Here is a 17,754-nt window from a genome sequence, read left to right as displayed (position 1 = left end):
AGATCCAGGATTAATAAGACCTGGTCAATATGATGGGTGTACCATTAGGTGCACTTGGCGGCATATCCGGTAAAGAAAACTTTTCTTTCGACTTGTTATATTGATTTATATACTTCCTGTTACGCTTTACCCCAACGCTTGACATAAGTCCGCTAAACGTTGTTTTCACCCAGTAGTTAAATACAAACTTTTCGGGGTCCCGCTCATAATAAATAATCGCCTCTTTAGAATTAGCGTTACGAACAATTGAATTAGCAAAGAGATTCACCAATCGCAGGGTAAGGTGTTTTTTTTCAGGATCATCTTTATTCAGTAGTGCGATCTTTAAACCTCTATAATGAAAATTCATTCTACCGATCGCTGCATGTTTGTTCCCAATCCAGTGCGCGTACAGCGTGTCAGACAATCCATTTCTGACCCCGACATTAGCCAGGGGCTGAGTTGCTTTAGTGAAATTTGTCAGCTTCATCGGCGAAGCATAAAATTTCATAATAAATGGAGACAGTGAATCTCCATACAGCTCATCATATCTCATATGATTAATTCTGTTGTCTAACATTAAAGCTGTTGCTGAAATACCAAGCACGTCGTCAGGACTGACCCTGTTCCGGATATTTGTTATGGTTGCTTCAAGCTCCCGCAATGGGATGGTCCCGGTCTTTTTAGTTTTAGCGGAAACCTCATGAATGGTAATATTACTCCTGGTGATTATCAACGAATCAATGACGACAGGAAAACGCAACGAACTGATCAGTTTAGTTGGCATGGGTTTCTCAATACCATGCCTGAAGGGAATTCGTTTATCCCGGCTGGCTTGCAGATTTATTTTTTCAAGGATGATCTTATCTATGGCAAGCGTAGAATCTCCTGAAGCGGGATCGTATGCAATCCCGTCTATTGTCAATTTTTCACCATCAACTACCAGCTCATCTCTTTGCCAAAGATTTTTTTTATACGCAGTTGCAGCATTAATTTTTGGTTTGACGGAAAAATATCCTGTTGTGAAAGCACTTTCAGGACCATTCCAGCTGAGACCTTCTGCTTCCGCCTTAAGATCGCGGTTCTCAAAACTTGCCTGTCCGTTCTTCCATGTTGCAAGTTTTACCAAAGGCGCCCAGTTTATTTTCCTGCCCGGCGAAAATTCAAAGCCTGGCGTTAACAATGTTCCTGATATGTTTTTTACAGATAGTGTAGCTGAATCTTTGAAACCCATTGCGAAATCAAGTGATTTCCAATTGATATCAATGCCAGCCTTTAGACTGTATAACTTATCGGCTGTGAGACTTAATTCTCCGTCTGTAAATCCAGCATCAAATGAAGGGGTGGAGACCTTGATTTGTTTTTGATCAAACTGAAGGTCGCGCATTGCTAAATTCAATTCTTTGAACCTGAGCGGCAGGTTTTCATTGTTTTGGTAAACGATTGTTTTGCCGGATAAATCAAGCATTGCGTTCGCCATCATTGAATCGAACTGATTGATATAAACAACCGAATTATTGTTTAATTCAACCTGGCTGACTAAAATGCTATTGACGGTAGTTTTTTGAATATCTGTTTCTTCCTGTTGCAGCCCGGAAGCCATCACGGCATTATTTGATTCCGGTTTCTTTTTGGCAAGAATTGTTATCGATGCAGTATCAGACACCAATGAATGGATCGAAAACTTTGAAAAATCAGAACTTTGAAATTCCATTTTTAGATTCATCAGGGGTGCCTGGAAATCGATTTCTTTGTCCAGATCATCAAAATGAAATGTGGCATCCTTTAGCTGATTAATCCCATTATTGGATAAGGCCAGGGATTTGAATGAAGCTTCCAGGCCTTTCTTTTGAAAATGAAACTGATTAATAGAGGCACTTAAGTCAGTCCAGCTTAAATGTTCGGCCTGCGAACTAAAATCACGTAGATTGATTTGATGGGCATTCAGATTCAGTGTTGAATTTTTGGTTTTCATCCCGAAGCCTAACTTCCCGATTTCAAGTGTATCAATGATGAGAACCGGGAAACCATTTTTTTTGTTTTTTGAAGATGGACCTACCCCGAAATTTGTAGTCAGTTCATCAATAACAAGTTTCTTTATCTGCAGGATATTTGATTTTTGAAATATGTCCCAGTCAAGGATATCCCAGGACAGATTTTTACCAGAGATATTAGTACCGGTCGGGATTGAGAACATGAATGTTTCAACATAACTGTGCCTGGATGTGCCATTAAAATGAAAATTATCCAGCGCGAGATTGAATCCTGGTGATGATATCGAGGCCATTTGAATATTCATATCGGGGATTGCCCGCTTAATATCAACCAGCGAATCGCTTTTAAGCAATTTGTTAATCAGAATCACCCCGTTGATGGAATTAAAATCCGCATTGAAAATATTTTTATTCGACCTTAATCTCATGTTCCCTTCGATGATGCGGAAGCTGTCAACATTGATGAGTTCATCAAGCCCGTGCATTGCTTTATAAAAACTTTTGAAGGAAAACTTTCCACTACTGTCGCTGTCATTGTGTTTTTTCTCAGTTGTAAAAAGCCTGATAGTCGGCCGGTATATTGAGATTGCCGGTGCTTTGAGCTTTTTCATCATCAGCTCTTCAAGATCAATATCTCTGAACCGTAACTCAGGAGTAGTAAAAGTCATGTTGGAAGGCCTTGTGTTACCCGGTGCGTTTCCAAAACTTGCATTTATAAAGGTCAGATCATTGTTTCGAAGTCCGAATTTATCAACTGTTAACTGGTACAAACTATCCCGGGTCAGGAAAGTAAGATTATTAAGATTGAACATAACACTATCCACACTTAATGGCTTCGGGTGATTGCTTTGAGCCTGGAGATTATAAATCTTTATATCAGCCTGTTCAGTGGAATAGGAACTACTTGTCCTGTTTTTTTCAAAAATGGCAAAAGAGCCTTTGATAATATTAATATAACGCAGGTTCACTTTGTTGAACATCTGGTTAAGCGCACCCGAAATAGATCCGCTTGAATCCTTTTTACTGTTTTCTCCTTTCTGGAGAATCAATACCGGCCGGACACAGACCAGGCTATCAACCACAAATTCATCATTGGCCAGGTGCTCCTGAAGTCGTCTTGGACTGAATCTGAATTGATCTGCATACAGTGTAACGGTATCAGCTGTCTTCTTCCCCCTGATAATAAGTGTGCTGGAATCAATCTGTATATATTGATCCCTGGCAGAATAATGAAGCCTGGTAAAATTCAAATCCTGATTTCCACCAGGAAATTTCCATGACTGGTTTGTAACTGAAAGATCGATATCATCAGTATACATCAGGTCATTCGTCATCGAGTCTTTTTTTCTGAAATTGGATATTTTCAGATTGATATGGTCCGCTTTAAATGGTTCCGGGTGTTTAAAAGTAATATACTCAAATGAGGCATCTGTTAACCGGAGACTTCTGACCTGCAAACGTTGGGTCAGGTTGTTGATGATATCGGTGACGGTGGATGGATGAAAGTTATCATTTGCCCTGGGTTTATCAGTAAGGACACTGATACGAAAAAATGGTTCGCTGATAATAACATCGTTCACAACCAACTTGTCATTCAACATTACATCACGAAGTGACTCAATGGAGAGATGGACTTTTTTGGCTGAGATGAAATAATCTGCAGATGCCTGGACTGAATCAACCGCTGCTACAATAACATTATTGAGTGTAATCTTTTGGTCCCACAGCGATAAGTTTACCTTGGACGCGTTGAACGTGTATTTTCCCTGTGACTCTTTTTCTATAACTGTCCTTAATATTTCTTTGAATTTATATATAAAGATGAAATAGCTCGCTGTTATCAGCAAGACAATGCCCGTAAACACGAACAGTAGCAATTTCCATTTGCGTGGTTTTTTCAAAAAAAAGATAAGATTAAGGTTAGCACACAGCGATCCATGTTAAAGAACGCCGGATTAATTATATTAAATTTAAAACATATTTTGATTTCGTTTTAGCAATTCAGAATATTCGGTATTAAATACATAAATTTATTGCCCTAAGACCAATTGTACCAGCTTATGTCGAAACATTCCCGCCGCAGTTTTATCACAAATACGGGTAAGGCTGCTTTAGTTACCACATTTGCATCATTAACATATACAACAGCATCAGCTATGACAGCGAATAACATTTTTATTCACCATGTATTTTTTTACCTGAAGAATCCAGCCAGCACTGCCGATCGTGATAAACTGGTAGAAGGGTTGAGAAAATTATCAAAAGTTAAGACGATAAAAACTTTTCATATAGGCAAGCCTGCCGACACCCATCGGGATGTAATTGAAAGATCCTATTCCATTTCATGGATGCTTAATTTTAACAATGCAGCCGACCAGGAAAGCTATCAGACAGATCCAATTCACCTGAAGTTTATCGAAGACTATTCTTCACTCTGGCAAAAGGTGGTGGTGTATGACTCAGTAGATGTTTAAACGCGCTATTACTTAATATGTTCGCGAAAGTTGAGAAGCAGCTTCTTTATCTACAAACCAATGTAGTTCTCCCACTGGTTTAATAAGCTGCGCCGGAAAATGATCCGGATCGTAGTCGCCTTCCAGCACTTGTTTTAAAGCGGGTGCTTTGCTTTTGCCCGCTGTGAGAAAGGCAACTCTTGCTGAACGGTTTGCGAAAGGTGCTGTAAGCGTGATACGATACATATCCTGTGACTCAAGGAATAATGAAGTAACCCATTTTTCCTTTTCATGTACCACGGGAGTGCCGGGAAATAAAGAAAGCGTGTGTCCATCATCGCCCATCCCAAGCAGAAGAAGGTCCAGCTTATGACCGCCCGATCCGAAATATTTTTTAATAATTTTCTCGTATTCAGCAGCTGCTTCCGACGGATCGATATCTGTTCTCATGATATGAATCTGTTCCATGGGAACGTCGACTTTATCAAGAAGGGTATCAAAAGCCATCTTTGCATTGTTCCGGTCATCTTCGAGCGGTACCACCCTTTCATCTCCCCAGAAAATATGAATCTTCGACCAGTCGATCTCTTCCTTATAAGGATAGCTGCTTAAAAGTCCATGCAGTTTTTGTGGGGTTGACCCACCCGAAAGGGCTAAAGTAAACCGGTCCTGTTTTTCAAGGGTCTGTTTGATGCTGGAGCCGATCCAGACTGCGGCCTGTTTGCTCAGCTCATTGGAGTCTTTACAGATATGAAGTTTCATACACGGTTCAATTTTATGATTTAATCAGTCCTTGTGGGGTAGTGGCAGCGTGATCCAATTGTGCCCATCCCTGGCTATCAAAGCTTCTGCATCTTCCGGGCCCCAGGAACCAGGAGCATAATTGGGGAAATCAACGGGTGGCCGGGCTTCCCAGGCATCCAATATAGGCATGATGATTTTCCATGCGGCCTCAACCTGGTCTGCCCGCATAAAAAGCGTTGCATTTCCTTCCATTACATCAAGCAGTAATGTTTCGTATGCTTCGGGTTCATGGCCGTCATAAGCATCCTCATAACTGAAGATCATATCTACCGGGTTGAGCACCATAGCCTGGCCGGGACGTTTAGCCTGGAAACGGAGCCTTATGTCCATTTCGGGCTGAATACTTATTGTCAACCTGTTCGGTCTCCATGTTTGGGTTGCTTCGGGTGGAAAAGCAAAATTGGGAGCCGGGCGGAATTGGATAGTGATAATGGTTGTTTTTTGATGCATTCTCTTACCGGTCCTTACATAAAATGGTACATCCTGCCAACGCCAGTTGTCAATAAAAAACTTTACTGCGGCAAAAGTATCAGTCGGTGATTCGGGATCAACACCTTTCTCTTCGCGGTAAGCAGGCACCTCTTTTCCCTGCATCCAGCCATGGGAGTACTGCCCACGCACAACAAACTTGTGAACTTCATCTGGCCCGATTGGCCGGATTGCATTTAAAACATCGACTTTTTTGTTTCTGATTTCATTCGCATCGAAAGAAACGGGTGCCTCCATTCCGATCATACAGACCAATTGGAGAATATGATTCTGTATCATATCACGAAGCGCCCCTGAATGTTCATAATAGCCACCGCGGCCCTCGAGGCCCACAGTTTCAGCTGCGGTTATCTGGACATGGTCAATATAGTTACGATTCCAGATTGGCTCGAATAAGGCATTTGCAAAACGCATTGCCAATATATTCTGAACCGTTTCTTTTCCGAGATAATGATCTATACGATAAATCTGTTCTTCTGAAAACATCGAAGAAAGCAACTGGTTTAATTTATGTGCGCTTTGAAGATCGTTGCCAAATGGTTTTTCCACTACTATTCTTGTGCATTTTGTATCTGCGCAAATGTTTAGAGGTCCAAGTTTACTGGCGATCTCAGGAACCAGCTGGGGAGCAACTGCCATGTAAAAAACCACATTGGGATGTTCGCCATATTCTTTTTCCTTTTCTTTTACAACCTCTGCAATCTTTATATATTCTTCCTCATTTTCAGCATCCATTTGCAGATAGCTGATATGTTGAGAAAAATCTTTCCACTTCCCGTTTTGTTCATCCTTACGACGGCTGAACTGATTGATTCCTTCCAGAAGGTGACTGCGGTATTTTTCGTTTGAATATTCGGTTCTTCCGATTCCTACTATCCCGAATTTCTCGGGCATCCATTCGTCTATAAATAAATTATAAAGCGCAGGTGATAATTTGCGAAAATTCAGATCACCGCTTCCTCCGAAAATAAAAAGGAGAGATGCCGGTGGTCTTTTGTGGTTCTGTATCATAAAGAATATCTACAATTGAAAAATAAATTTCTGGTACGATTTATTTTGTAAAACGGTTAGCGTTTTGCAATGATCAGGGTAAATGTTCAAACTTTCCGACTGTCCATTCGGTATGATAATAAGTGCCGGTGCCATCGTTTCTTTCATAAGTATGTGCTCCAAAAAAATCACGTTGGGCCTGGACCAGGTTTATAGGTAGTCGGGCGCTGCGATATGCATCAAAATATGCAATGGAATTCAACATCCCTCCGGCAGGATAACCAGCCTGAATAACCAATGAAGCTACTGTGCGGGCATCAGCTTCTTTGCTGAGTATCCATCGGGCGATAGCTCCGTCCTGCAAAAGATTGGAAAGTTTTGGATCCTGTGCATAAGCTTTGGCAAACAGATCGAGTAGGGCTGAACGGATAATACAACCCCCGCGCCATACTTTGATAACTTCCGGTAGTGGAATATCCATCGCAAGTTCTGTAGAAGCTTTTTGCAACATAGCCATCCCCTGTGCATAGCTGATTAATATAGCAAAAGCCAAGGCGTTTTTCACCTCCTGGATAAATACTTCTTTTGGCAGCGGAATTGTTTTAACAGCTGATGGATAAAGTGCAGCTGCCTTCAGTCTTTCATCACGCAGGGAACTGATGTTACGCATAGCCACCGCCATGTCTATTACAGGAATTGGAACTCCTATATCGAGGGCATCCTGTGAAGTCCATTTGCCTGTGCCTTTTGCCCCGGCCTTGTCAAGGATCTGGTCTATCAGGTAACCATCAGTAACATCATCTTTTTGTTTGAAAATAGAAGCTGTGATCTCTATGAGAAAAGATTCCAGTTCACCCTCGTTCCAGCTTTTGAAAATTTCATGCAGTTCATCGTTTGAGAGCTCCAGTCCGCGATGAAGCACATCATATGCTTCACTGATCAGCTCCATAATCGCATATTCGATACCGTTATGCACCATCTTTACATAGTGGCCTGCCGCACCTTTGCCGAGATAAGCCACGCAAGGTACTCCGTTAACCCTGGCGGCAACTGCTTCAAGAACCGGCTTTACTGCATGCCATGCAATCTCGTTACCACCCGGCATGATGCTTGGGCCTGTACGTGCTCCCTGTTCGCCCCCTGAAACACCCATGCCCATAAAATGGATACCTGTTTCATGCAAGGCGTTTACACGTCGAAGCGTATCAGTGTAATGAGAATTTCCACCGTCGATGATAATATCTCCTGGCTCTACCAATGGTTTGAGCGAAGCGATTACATCATCAACAGGTTTGCCGGCAGGAACCAGCATCATCAGTTTTCTTGGTTTTGCGAGGCTGGATACCATCTCCTCAAGGCTGTTAACACCTTTTACTGTTGTGCCAGGAGTTGCTGAAGATTCCAGTAACGCGGTTTTTTTTATGTCCTTATCATACCCGATTGCCTTGAATCCATGGTCCGCAAGATTGTAAAGAAAGTTCTGGCCCATTACACCGAGACCGATCATTCCGAAGTCGAATTGTTGATTTGTCATGTTTAAGCTTGTCTAAGAAGGCGTAAAAGTAGGTAATTTGTATTTTCACTTGTTGCATTTTCTGGTATGAAACTTTCCTGGTGAGCAGTGCTGTGAATGAATAAATCATTTCTTTGTAATAATTAGTTAGTATGGCTCCATCAAGACAGGCTGCGATGGGTTTTATCTTCGTAACCATTCTCATCGACGTTATAGGATTAGGCATTATTATTCCGGTTGTACCAAAACTGATCATGAATCTGACCGGGGAAAACAACAGCGTTGCTTCTGAATATGGCGGCTGGCTGACCTTTGCTTATGCCATCATGCAATTTCTTTTTGCGCCTGTGCTTGGTAACCTGAGTGACAAATATGGCAGAAGACCTGTGTTGTTATTTTCATTATTGGGTTTTGGCATAGACTATATTTTCGTGGCCTTTGCCCCTACTATCTGGTGGCTGTTTGTTGGAAGAATCATTGCCGGAATAACGGGAGCAAGCTTCACAACTGCCACAGCATATATTGCAGACATAAGCCCCCCGGAAAAAAGAGCACAGAATTTTGGAATGGTTGGTGCTGCTTTCGGGCTTGGCTTTATAATTGGTCCTGTTTTGGGTGGCTTACTTGGCAGCATCGGAACCCGTGCACCTTTTCTTACAGCTGCGGGCCTAAGCCTGTTGAATGCCGCATATGGATATTTTGTGCTGCCCGAATCATTGCCCCTGAAAAACCGGCGCAGGTTTGAATGGCGCAGGGCAAATCCTATGGGTTCATTGATTCATTTAAGAAGATATCCGAAGATTTCAGGTCTTATCTTTTCGCTTGTGCTGGTATATATCGCAGTTCACGCAGTTCAAAGCACCTGGACTTTTTATACAATCGAAAAATTTAATTGGGATGAGAAAACCATTGGTTATTCTCTTGGCGTGATTGGTTTGCTTATCTTCCTGGTTCAGGGATTGCTGATCAGGAAAGTGATCCCCATAATCGGAAACGAGAGAAGCGTTTATATAGGTTTATTGTTGTATAGTATCGGTCTTGTTTTATTCGGTCTTGCCAACCAGGGATGGATGATGTTTGCCTTTAGTGTGGTTTATTGTTTGGGAGGTATTTGCGGCCCGGCATTACAGGGTATCATCAGTAACCAGGTGCCCGCTAATGAACAAGGCGAGCTGCAGGGTGGACTTACCAGTCTCATGAGTGTAACATCTATCATCGGACCACCTTTGATGACAACTTTGTTTGCATGGTTCACTCGTCCTGAGGGAAGTATTAGTCTACCCGGAGCACCTTTCCTGGCGGGGTCAATGCTTACACTTATAAGCACGGTACTTGCTTACAGGTCCTTTAAAAAATCAGGTTAATTTTTATTAATTCAGTTGAAATCAGTATTTAATTCCAGTTTATTGAAGTATATTTGCGGACTCAATTTGAGATTCACAGTTTTAAGGTTAGTTCACGATCATTTCCCCGTTTTACGCTGGTAGCTCGTAATCATCTTTACTCCCCTGTATTTTTTCAGATTGGAATTTAATCATTTTAATCAGTTAATGTAGTATGAACATTTATGTTTCAAACCTTAGCTTTAACGTCATTGATGAAGACGTTGAAAGCTATTTCGCAGACTACGGAGAAGTTAGTTCTGCAACAGTTATTAAAGACAAATTTACTGGCAAGTCACGTGGATTTGCATTTGTAGAAATGCCTAATGAAGAAGCTGCTAACAAAGCTATTCAGGAACTGGACGGAGCTGTTGTTGATGGAAGGACCATCAGTGTAGCAGTAGCGCGCCCACGTGAAGAAAAAACAGGCAACAGACCCTTTGCACGCAAAGGAAGTTTCAGCCGTTAATTTTCAATCGATCACTGTTCGATACTTTAAGAGCCTTCGTGGCTCTTTTTTTTGCGCCTTCCTGAGGCGGTTCGGTCATAGCGCTACTGTTACACTATTGTTACATTGCTTCTTTTGCATGTTCATGGCGTTCACTCGGTTCTTCACTTCGCTGGATGGGCCTTTCGGTTAGTTTGATTTGCCACTGTGATTCCTGCTTAGTTTGTGTCTTTATGCCGGTGGCTGCTGTTGTCTCCGGTCATCTTTTTGTGCCTTGATCGGCTTTGTTAGGTATGCTTCCAGCGGTAGTTGCTGCCCCGCCCTGATCGGCTTTAGTAACTCCGCCCAGGAATCGAATGTGGCAAATCAACCCAACCTCAGGCCCATCCTGCACGTTCTAACCTCGATCACTTGGGGGATATGCGACCAGCAAAACAAAATTCAACATTCATTTATCGCAGTTACCAGCATTGCAGTCTCTGCATTCCATTATCAGCACAGTTATCGGCGTTGCTTTTATCGGTATTGCATTTATCGCTTTGGCAATGGTCGCAATGGCAATTATCCGAATAGGCTTCTCTGAATTACGATTCTCTGAATTACACCTGTCGAATTATAATTCAACAATTTAGAGGTAGACATTCAGCTGTCGACATTTCTGTTTTCTCTTTTCTTTATCTGTATTGAACCACACCGCCTTCAATTCCCCGGCAACCTGATAACTGGAGCTTACCAATGATACGAGCAGATAATATAGAATGGCTGATCATCTGATTGCAACGTTAAAGGGTTTCAAGGTTGCAAACCGCGCTGGTTGCAGTTTCACCGGTTGCAGTTTTACCGCTATAGTTGAAGGTGAGCGCTGCAGACAAATGCAGATCCTGAACTTTAGCCCATTGATTTATTTATTCTGATCAAAGTGATTGGCGCTACGGATGATGCTTTGATGATACCGGCAATGAAGCCAACTAGAAAACCAGCAATGGAGGAATAGTAAGAAATGTTATGACTGGTCGCCTATTCCCCAAATGGATGAGAGAGTTGGGAGTGGGATGGTGCCTTTGAGCGGCCTTCGTCCTCCCTTTCTTACGCGAGAGTTACTACATCCCGCACGTGCGGGACCAACTGCAACTACCACTGGAAGCATACCTCACAAAGCTAAGCATGGCACAAAAAGCTGACCGGAGACAATAGTAGCCACCGGCATAAAGAATGAAACTAAGCACGGGACACAGACGCGAAAAGGCACCATCACGCTCCCAACGGAGCGAAGGAATGAAACAGAACTGTTGCATAATAATGCTGCTATCGTTACAAATCAATCCCGAAAAACGAAATACTCAAAATTCCCGAAACCACAATGCGGAAAAAAACCATTCAAATGGCTTTTTAAACGGCAGCCAGGGCAAAGTATGAGGATAGATTCGTATAAGTTTTTGAGCGTTTATTAGGAAGGGCTTTGACCACCGGTTTCTACCGGCTATCAAAGCTTTTTTCATGCCCTGAATGGTTGATTTTCGGGTTGGAAAAGCCTGGAGTTGAGATACTAAGAAGAAGGTTGGTATGAGGCGGCTAAAGGTTCGGAATGAGGGGGCTCAATAAAGGAGGGCTTAATTAAAGGAGGGCTTAATAAAGAAGGCGTAATAAATTTGTAAAATTGCAGGTGGTCGCGTTCAGGGACTTAGTGTTACGGAAATAAGAAATATCTTTACAAAACGAAAAAACAATAGATGAGTGAGACTATCAATGCCGTTCCGTTAACTGCCAAAGATTTTACAACTGACCAGGAAGTACGCTGGTGCCCGGGTTGTGGTGATTATTCGATCCTGGCCCAGGTTCAGAAAGTAATGCCGACTATCGGTGTTCCAAAAGAAAATATAGTTATCGTTTCAGGAATTGGATGTAGCTCGCGTTTCCCTTACTACATGAATACCTACGGTATGCACTCGATCCATGGTCGTGCTACCGCTATTGCTTCAGGTCTGAAAGCCACCAGGCCGGAATTAAGCGTCTGGATCGTAACAGGTGACGGAGACAGCCTGAGTATTGGGGGAAATCATACTATTCATCTTCTGCGCCGCAATTTCGACGTAAATATCCTGCTATTCAACAACCAGATATACGGACTCACAAAAGGTCAATATTCTCCGACTTCGGAGAAGAGTAAAGTTACCAAATCGACTCCCTACGGTAGTCTGGATCATCCCTTCAATCCCCTTGCGCTTGCAATGGGGGCCGATGCCACATTTATTGCCCGAAGCATGGACAGGGACCCAAAACATTTGCAGGATATGCTGAAAAGAAGTCATGCCCATCACGGCGCATCTTTCCTTGAAATCTACCAGAACTGCAATATTTTCAATGACGGTGCTTTTGAGATCTTCACCGAAAAAAGTACGAAACCGCAGGAGGGTCTGTTTATGGACCAGGGCCGCCCACTGATTTTTGGAGCCAGCCAGAACAAAGGAATCAAACTCGACGGATTTAAACCGGTAGTTGTGGATCTGAACGAAGGCTATAGCGCCGATGACCTCTGGGTTCATGACGAAAAGGATTTTTACAAAGCCCAGATCCTCGTGAGAATGTTTGATGATCCCAGGATTGAAGGCCATCTGCCACGTCCTTTTGGCGTTTTCTACAAAGTTGACAGGGCTTGTTATGAAGATACTCTAAACCTTCAGATTGAAGATGTTATCGCTTCAAAAGGTAAAGCCGACCTGGACAAACTACTCCGGGGTAGAGAGACCTGGGAAATTCTTGCCTAAAATTCTTGCCTAAAATTCCTACGTAAAATTCTTTCCTGGATTTGTTCCGTAACGCATTGATTATCAATCTTCTTTTTGAGGGAGACCGGCATGTTGACAAACTGATCCAAATACATACAATATATCCGTCAGTAATGGGGTTATAGATCTAACCTGTATCCTATGAACTAACCTGTATCCTATGAAGAAATTCTCCATTGCACTGACTTTGTCAGGCGCCGGCTTCCTGAATAGCCTGAACGCCCAAACAATCGCTTCAACGTCGAAATCTTCCCGAAACAACACCTCGAATGCAGCCCGATCATCAACATTATATGTAGCTGCGCCTTCAACAATGATTAAGGGGGATATTGCCGGATTGGATAAACGAGGAAAAGCAAGGGTGGCAATATTACCGTTGCTGAGAGCTGTTTTTAATACCCGCTGGAAAGACCAGGAAGTGTTACTCACGGTCGATGCCGGCTGGCGAAACGACTCTCTGTCTATAGAATATAAATACTACAAAGGAACCAACCTCCTTGCCCTGAACGAAAATATGCTTATTGAGAAAATCTATTTTACAGTTAAACCTGAAGAGATCGATGCGATCGATACAGAGAATGATGAATTCCAGTTTTTATATTTGCGAAACAAAAAGAAAAGGTTGAATGTGCATCACCTGGTAAGCCGCCCATCGGATGGCGTAAACGAAGAAACCTGGCGTTCATCACTGGGCTTCCCCGTGCGTACAGAAAATCTGCCAATAATTATCCGGCTACTCAAAGATCTGCGCATAGGAAACCAGCAATAATATCATGGCAACAAAAAATTGGTGCAAAAGATATCTGCAATTTATTCATCTGCATTGTTAGCAGCTCAAATGACCCCTCTACATGAAGTTGCAATTTATTCATCTGCATTGTTAGCGGCTCCCAATGACCCTTCTACCTGAAACCAGGAAACAAGGCAACAATCTCTCTAACGCTAACAGATCCACGAAAAAAAATGCCAGCGATGGAAATCGCCGGCCTGTGCTTACCTCTGAAACCACAAAAAGAAAGAAGTTGGGAGGGTATCAATAGTAACTTTGAATGAAGGGTTTTTCGGATGTTATATGTTCAGTTAATTAATCTTTATCACAGAGCCAACAGTACCCAGCATAGTAATATCAGCATACAAAACCTGACCAATTGTCTTGAGGTAGTGAATGGAATTACTGCTCAGCACATGCTTAAAGCAATAAGATTAAATCAAACGAAAATTTGCAGGCACAAACGAAAATAGGGGTACAAACATCAGGACTTCAAGGGGTGCGGAGATCGTTAACAGAGACACCAAAATTTTGAAGATAACCACTTCAAAAAAATCAGGATCTAAATCAAATTGATAGAAAATAGAAATTGGATGTTTGGGATAATAGAGAGATTGGATTAAGCCGGGCTGTAGACACGCAGTCAGGAAAGCGTCGTGCTGCATGAGCCGCGGTAAAAGTAAAGACTAGTTTCTAGAATATCAATAATTTTTTGAAAAATCTTTAATAACCAGTCTTTTTCAACAGTTATTTAATGCAAGTCAAGAGGTTGATAAGGCCTGTTAATCCGACTAGGAAAGGCTTGAAAGCTCTTTTTCTGCCGCTTTAAAAATCTTTTCTTTTTTATAATCATACCACCATTTCGGGGCAGTTTTTTTCATAAGCGTGTCTATATGACGCATACCTATCAGGTTCCAGGCTCCATGCAACTTACCTCCGATAGACGATTGCATGGCACGAAGGCTCATGGCGAATCCGCTGTCGAGGTATTCCATGTGGTGCCAGTATCCGGCAGGCATAAACAGCGTATCACCGTGATCCAGCACCACTTCGTAACCATTAGCATGTTTTAATGCTGGAAATTGTTTGTAGTCAGGTTTTCCGTTATGCTGATAATAATTGGAGAAATCAGCCATGCTCATCACCTCGAAAGGCTTGCGATAGAGTTTATGTTGTTCTTCATAAGGGAAAAGCAACACTTTTTTACGTCCCGCAAACTGGGTATGAAATATATGAGAAAGATCCATATCAAAATGCATATGGGTAATGCTGGTTTCGCCGCCCACAAAAAGCATAGGGTATTTTTTGATAAAACCCTTCATGTAATCATCGGGCCACGAAAAATCCTGGGTTAACTGTGGCGCATGGTCAAAAATATTAAAAAGAAAAATCCTCCATCCCGCTGGTCCCTGGCTGATCATGTCAATGTACTCACCAAAGGTCTTATAATCATCTGCAGCGTTCACTGTAGTATAAGCGTCACTTTTGACGTTATTATACAATGCAACATTTTTATCGCCAACGATTGATTTGAAGTAGTCCCAATTCCATTTTTCATATGCAGGCCATGACTTCGCCATATCTTTGATAACAAGGGGTTTCATCGGCTTATAGTAACGCTGCTGAAATTCACCCGCACTTATATTATTTACTGTATCAACAGGTTGTAACTGCATAGCTCCGTTTTGGGCAAATTTAATATTAAATTCATCTTTCGGATAACTGAGAGCGCGATAAAAAGTTCATTTTGACATATCTTTTAGAATAGGCATAATCTTTTTGTCTTTGTTCTTACAACAATCTATACCATAATCATGCTATTACCGCTTCATCCTCAGAATCCCCAGCCCAGAAATATAAAGACAATTGTAGAGACTCTGCGAAAAGGAGGGGTTATTGTTTATCCCACAGATACAATTTATGGCCTGGGCTGTGATATTTTTCATCCGGAAGCTATCGAAAGAATCTGCAGAATCAAAAACGTTGATCCCCAAAAGGCACAGCTTTCCTTCGTATGTTATGATCTCAGCGATATGAGTCAGTATACCCGCAGCCTGTCAACCCCATTATACCGCTTAATCAAAAGCCATCTCCCCGGACCTTACACATTTATCCTGCCGGCAAGCAAAGAAGTTCCAAAACTGCTAAAAAGCAAGAAAAACACGGTTGGTTTACGGATTCCCGACAACCTGGTTGCCTTATCGATAGTAAAGGAGCTGGGTCACCCTATTCTTAGCGCCACCTTGCCCGGGGAGATGGTAGAAGAATATACTGATCCTGAGCTGATTCACGCTAATTTTCATAAACTGGTAGATATAGTTGTAGATGGTGGTATTGGGGGCACAGTACCTTCAACTATAATCGATTGTACAGGTGACGAACCGGTAGTTACCCGCTTAGGGCTAGGGGAATGGCCAACAGATTAATATCTTTACAAAATGGGCAATATGCAACCGGAGTACAGTAAATTTTTTTCAGATGGGTTTATGTTAGAAACTTCAAGAGTTATTCTGCGGCCGATGATACCGGGAGATTATGATGCGCTTGAGCCGCTGACACATGATGCCGATATCTGGACCTGGTTCAAACAGGACCTTAGCCAGCAAGGGGAATTGAAAAGGTGGATGGATGAAGCACTGGCCGGACGAATAGCAGAAACCCGGATGCCGCTGGTGATTCTTGACCAGGACACAAAGCAAATTTGTGGCTGTACGAGCTTTGGGAACATTTCCTTTGAAGACAAACGTATTGAGATTGGCTGGACCTGGCTGGGCACAGAATTCATCGGTACGGGAATTAACAGGCAGGCAAAATTTGCCTTATTGAGTTATGCCTTTGAAACAATGAAAATGGAAAGAGTCGAAATAAAAACCGATGCTTCGAATGAAAGATCAAAAGCTGCTATTCTCAAGGTCGGACTGATCCCCGAGGGCATTCTACGTAGCCATATGCAAATGCATTCGAACCGAAGGCGTGATACCATGTATTTTGGATTGCTGCGCGATGAATGGACTGAAAGAAAACAAAGTTTTTTCAGCGATATGCTTTATTAAACAACTATATCGTCTAAAACAGGATCCCGCCTGGAGGGCGGGATCTGTCAACACCACAATAAACACCAATCATCAAACTATCTATAGAATCAATTAACCGTTTTTGATTAAATCGAATTTGCGGAATTGTTTTGAATTAATTCCTTCGAACGGGTTAATTCAAGCCTTCATTTATCAACTCATTTATCAACTCATTAATCATCCTTCATTGATCGAACCTTCAATGATCAACTCATTAATCATCCTTCATTAATCATCCTTCATTGATCGAACCTTCAATGATTAACTCATTAATCATCCTACTTTAATCAAATCTTCTTTGTTTATTTCGGTAGTCGTAACCATAACGTCCGTACTTACGATTGTCATGACGCTGATATCTTTTTTCACGATAGCTATACCGGCGTTCATTTCGGCCAAAATGCTTATCACGACGGTACTGGTGTTTTTCTCGGGCAAGACGATGACGGTCATGTTTCGATATTTTGCCCCGGCTATTGCCATAGTTTTTACTTATTCCGTCACGTTGATATTGCCTTTTTTCCCTGACTGATTGCGCGTCTGCACTGGTCACTGCCAGCGTGATCAGAATTGTGAGTGCGATAATGATTTTACTTTTCATGGTTGCTATTTTAATTGTTACTTATATATGAGAAGAGTGATTAAACCAAGGGTTTAACCGCTAACAAAACATTAACGGCCGATTAGTTGCCGGTTAGCTTTAATAGCTTACCAGCACAACTATGCAAGAGTTTTTGGTCGCTTCTTCGCACCGTTGGGAGCAGGATGGTGCCTTTTTGCGGCTGTGTCCCGTGGTTAATACCTTTGCTCATGTCCCGCACGTGCGGGATTGTCTCCGATCGGCTTTTTTGCCCTGATCGGCTTCAGTAACGCTGACCACGGTACGACATGCTGGTTTGCTTTCTTTGTTTACCAGCATTATTATGCAACAGTTTTTGGTCGCTTCTTCGCTCCGTTGGGAGCAGGATTGTGCCTTTTTGCGGCTGTGTCCCGTGGTTAATACCTTTGCTCATGCCATGAGTGGTTCTTGTCTCCGATCGGCTTTTTTTGCCTTGATCAGCTTTGTTAGGGTT

General features: G+C 42.3%; 14 protein-coding genes. 7 read left to right on the top strand and 7 right to left on the bottom strand.

Going from position 1 to position 17,754, the window contains the following annotated elements; genetic code table 11:
* Window positions 1–10: 10 nt before the first annotated feature.
* A complete protein-coding gene (locus tag VK664_RS00725) occupies window positions 11–3,874 on the bottom strand; it encodes an AsmA family protein (RefSeq protein WP_461396672.1) in 3,864 nt (1,287 codons plus the stop codon).
* Between the two features lie 159 nt (window positions 3,875–4,033).
* Between VK664_RS00725 and VK664_RS00720 the strand changes: the two genes are divergently transcribed.
* The gene (locus VK664_RS00720; protein WP_461396671.1) at window positions 4,034–4,447 is read left to right on the top strand and encodes a Dabb family protein; all 414 of its coding nucleotides are present in this window, start codon (window positions 4,034–4,036) and stop codon (window positions 4,445–4,447) included.
* Window positions 4,448–4,459: 12 nt separating this feature from the next.
* Here VK664_RS00720 and pgl read toward each other — a convergent pair whose 3' ends face one another.
* The 3 genes from pgl to gndA form a co-directional block, all read right to left on the bottom strand.
* On the bottom strand, window positions 4,460–5,188 hold the full coding sequence (pgl, locus tag VK664_RS00715; RefSeq protein WP_461396670.1) for a 6-phosphogluconolactonase: 729 nt from the start codon (window positions 5,186–5,188) through the stop codon (window positions 4,460–4,462).
* A gap of 24 nt (window positions 5,189–5,212) precedes the next feature.
* Window positions 5,213–6,730 (bottom strand): glucose-6-phosphate dehydrogenase, encoded by a 1,518-nt coding sequence (zwf, locus tag VK664_RS00710; protein ID WP_461396669.1) that lies wholly within the window; start codon window positions 6,728–6,730, stop codon window positions 5,213–5,215.
* Between the two features lie 73 nt (window positions 6,731–6,803).
* Window positions 6,804–8,243, bottom strand: coding sequence for an NADP-dependent phosphogluconate dehydrogenase (gene gndA, locus VK664_RS00705; RefSeq protein WP_461396668.1), 1,440 nt, complete (start codon window positions 8,241–8,243; stop codon window positions 6,804–6,806).
* Window positions 8,244–8,374: 131 nt separating this feature from the next.
* Between gndA and VK664_RS00700 the strand changes: the two genes are divergently transcribed.
* From VK664_RS00700 to VK664_RS00685, 4 genes are all read left to right on the top strand, one after another.
* A complete protein-coding gene (locus tag VK664_RS00700; protein WP_461396667.1) occupies window positions 8,375–9,586 on the top strand; it encodes a TCR/Tet family MFS transporter in 1,212 nt (403 codons plus the stop codon).
* 193 nt (window positions 9,587–9,779) lie between these two features.
* On the top strand, window positions 9,780–10,073 hold the full coding sequence (locus VK664_RS00695) for an RNA recognition motif domain-containing protein (RefSeq protein WP_458921968.1): 294 nt from the start codon (window positions 9,780–9,782) through the stop codon (window positions 10,071–10,073).
* 1,709 nt (window positions 10,074–11,782) lie between these two features.
* The gene (locus VK664_RS00690; RefSeq protein ID WP_461396666.1) at window positions 11,783–12,817 is read left to right on the top strand and encodes a 2-oxoacid:ferredoxin oxidoreductase subunit beta; all 1,035 of its coding nucleotides are present in this window, start codon (window positions 11,783–11,785) and stop codon (window positions 12,815–12,817) included.
* 181 nt (window positions 12,818–12,998) lie between these two features.
* The gene (locus tag VK664_RS00685) at window positions 12,999–13,607 is read left to right on the top strand and encodes a hypothetical protein (RefSeq protein ID WP_461396665.1); all 609 of its coding nucleotides are present in this window, start codon (window positions 12,999–13,001) and stop codon (window positions 13,605–13,607) included.
* A gap of 791 nt (window positions 13,608–14,398) precedes the next feature.
* Here the strand turns inward: VK664_RS00685 and VK664_RS00680 are convergent.
* On the bottom strand, window positions 14,399–15,283 hold the full coding sequence (locus VK664_RS00680; RefSeq protein WP_461396664.1) for a cupin-like domain-containing protein: 885 nt from the start codon (window positions 15,281–15,283) through the stop codon (window positions 14,399–14,401).
* Window positions 15,284–15,421: 138 nt separating this feature from the next.
* Between VK664_RS00680 and VK664_RS00675 the strand changes: the two genes are divergently transcribed.
* Both VK664_RS00675 and VK664_RS00670 read left to right on the top strand, forming a co-directional pair.
* Entirely contained in the window at window positions 15,422–16,033 is a 612-nt protein-coding gene (locus VK664_RS00675; RefSeq protein ID WP_461396663.1) for an L-threonylcarbamoyladenylate synthase, read from the top strand.
* A gap of 21 nt (window positions 16,034–16,054) precedes the next feature.
* Window positions 16,055–16,660 (top strand): GNAT family N-acetyltransferase, encoded by a 606-nt coding sequence (locus tag VK664_RS00670; RefSeq protein ID WP_461396662.1) that lies wholly within the window; start codon window positions 16,055–16,057, stop codon window positions 16,658–16,660.
* Between the two features lie 304 nt (window positions 16,661–16,964).
* Here VK664_RS00670 and VK664_RS00665 read toward each other — a convergent pair whose 3' ends face one another.
* Both VK664_RS00665 and VK664_RS00660 read right to left on the bottom strand, forming a co-directional pair.
* On the bottom strand, window positions 16,965–17,282 hold the full coding sequence (locus tag VK664_RS00665; protein ID WP_461396661.1) for a hypothetical protein: 318 nt from the start codon (window positions 17,280–17,282) through the stop codon (window positions 16,965–16,967).
* A 262-nt stretch (window positions 17,283–17,544) separates the two neighbouring features.
* The coding region (locus VK664_RS00660) for a hypothetical protein (protein ID WP_461396660.1) at window positions 17,545–17,754 on the bottom strand (210 nt) is incomplete at its 5' end.

Origin of the sequence: Flavitalea sp. (assembly GCF_035489435.1) — a bacterium.
Classification (GTDB): Bacteria; Bacteroidota; Bacteroidia; order Chitinophagales; family Chitinophagaceae; genus DATHKG01.
The sequence above is the reverse complement of the archived record's forward strand: the minus strand, read 5'-3'. Positions and strand labels throughout refer to the sequence as shown.

Bases quoted from the DNA above. Each gene is read 5' to 3' on its own strand.
- VK664_RS00685 (WP_461396665.1), top strand. From the start codon at position 12,999: ATGAAGAAATTCTCCATTGCACTGACTTTGTCAGGCGCCGGCTTCCTG.
- VK664_RS00665 (WP_461396661.1), bottom strand. From the start codon at position 17,282: ATGAAAAGTAAAATCATTATCGCACTCACAATTCTGATCACGCTGGCA.
- VK664_RS00695 (WP_458921968.1), top strand. From the start codon at position 9,780: ATGAACATTTATGTTTCAAACCTTAGCTTTAACGTCATTGATGAAGAC.
- VK664_RS00690 (WP_461396666.1), top strand. From the start codon at position 11,783: ATGAGTGAGACTATCAATGCCGTTCCGTTAACTGCCAAAGATTTTACA.
- VK664_RS00675 (WP_461396663.1), top strand. From the start codon at position 15,422: ATGCTATTACCGCTTCATCCTCAGAATCCCCAGCCCAGAAATATAAAG.
- gndA (WP_461396668.1), bottom strand. From the start codon at position 8,243: ATGACAAATCAACAATTCGACTTCGGAATGATCGGTCTCGGTGTAATG.
- VK664_RS00700 (WP_461396667.1), top strand. From the start codon at position 8,375: ATGGCTCCATCAAGACAGGCTGCGATGGGTTTTATCTTCGTAACCATT.
- zwf (WP_461396669.1), bottom strand. From the start codon at position 6,730: ATGATACAGAACCACAAAAGACCACCGGCATCTCTCCTTTTTATTTTC.
- pgl (WP_461396670.1), bottom strand. From the start codon at position 5,188: ATGAAACTTCATATCTGTAAAGACTCCAATGAGCTGAGCAAACAGGCC.
- VK664_RS00680 (WP_461396664.1), bottom strand. From the start codon at position 15,283: ATGCAGTTACAACCTGTTGATACAGTAAATAATATAAGTGCGGGTGAA.
- VK664_RS00670 (WP_461396662.1), top strand. From the start codon at position 16,055: ATGCAACCGGAGTACAGTAAATTTTTTTCAGATGGGTTTATGTTAGAA.
- VK664_RS00720 (WP_461396671.1), top strand. From the start codon at position 4,034: ATGTCGAAACATTCCCGCCGCAGTTTTATCACAAATACGGGTAAGGCT.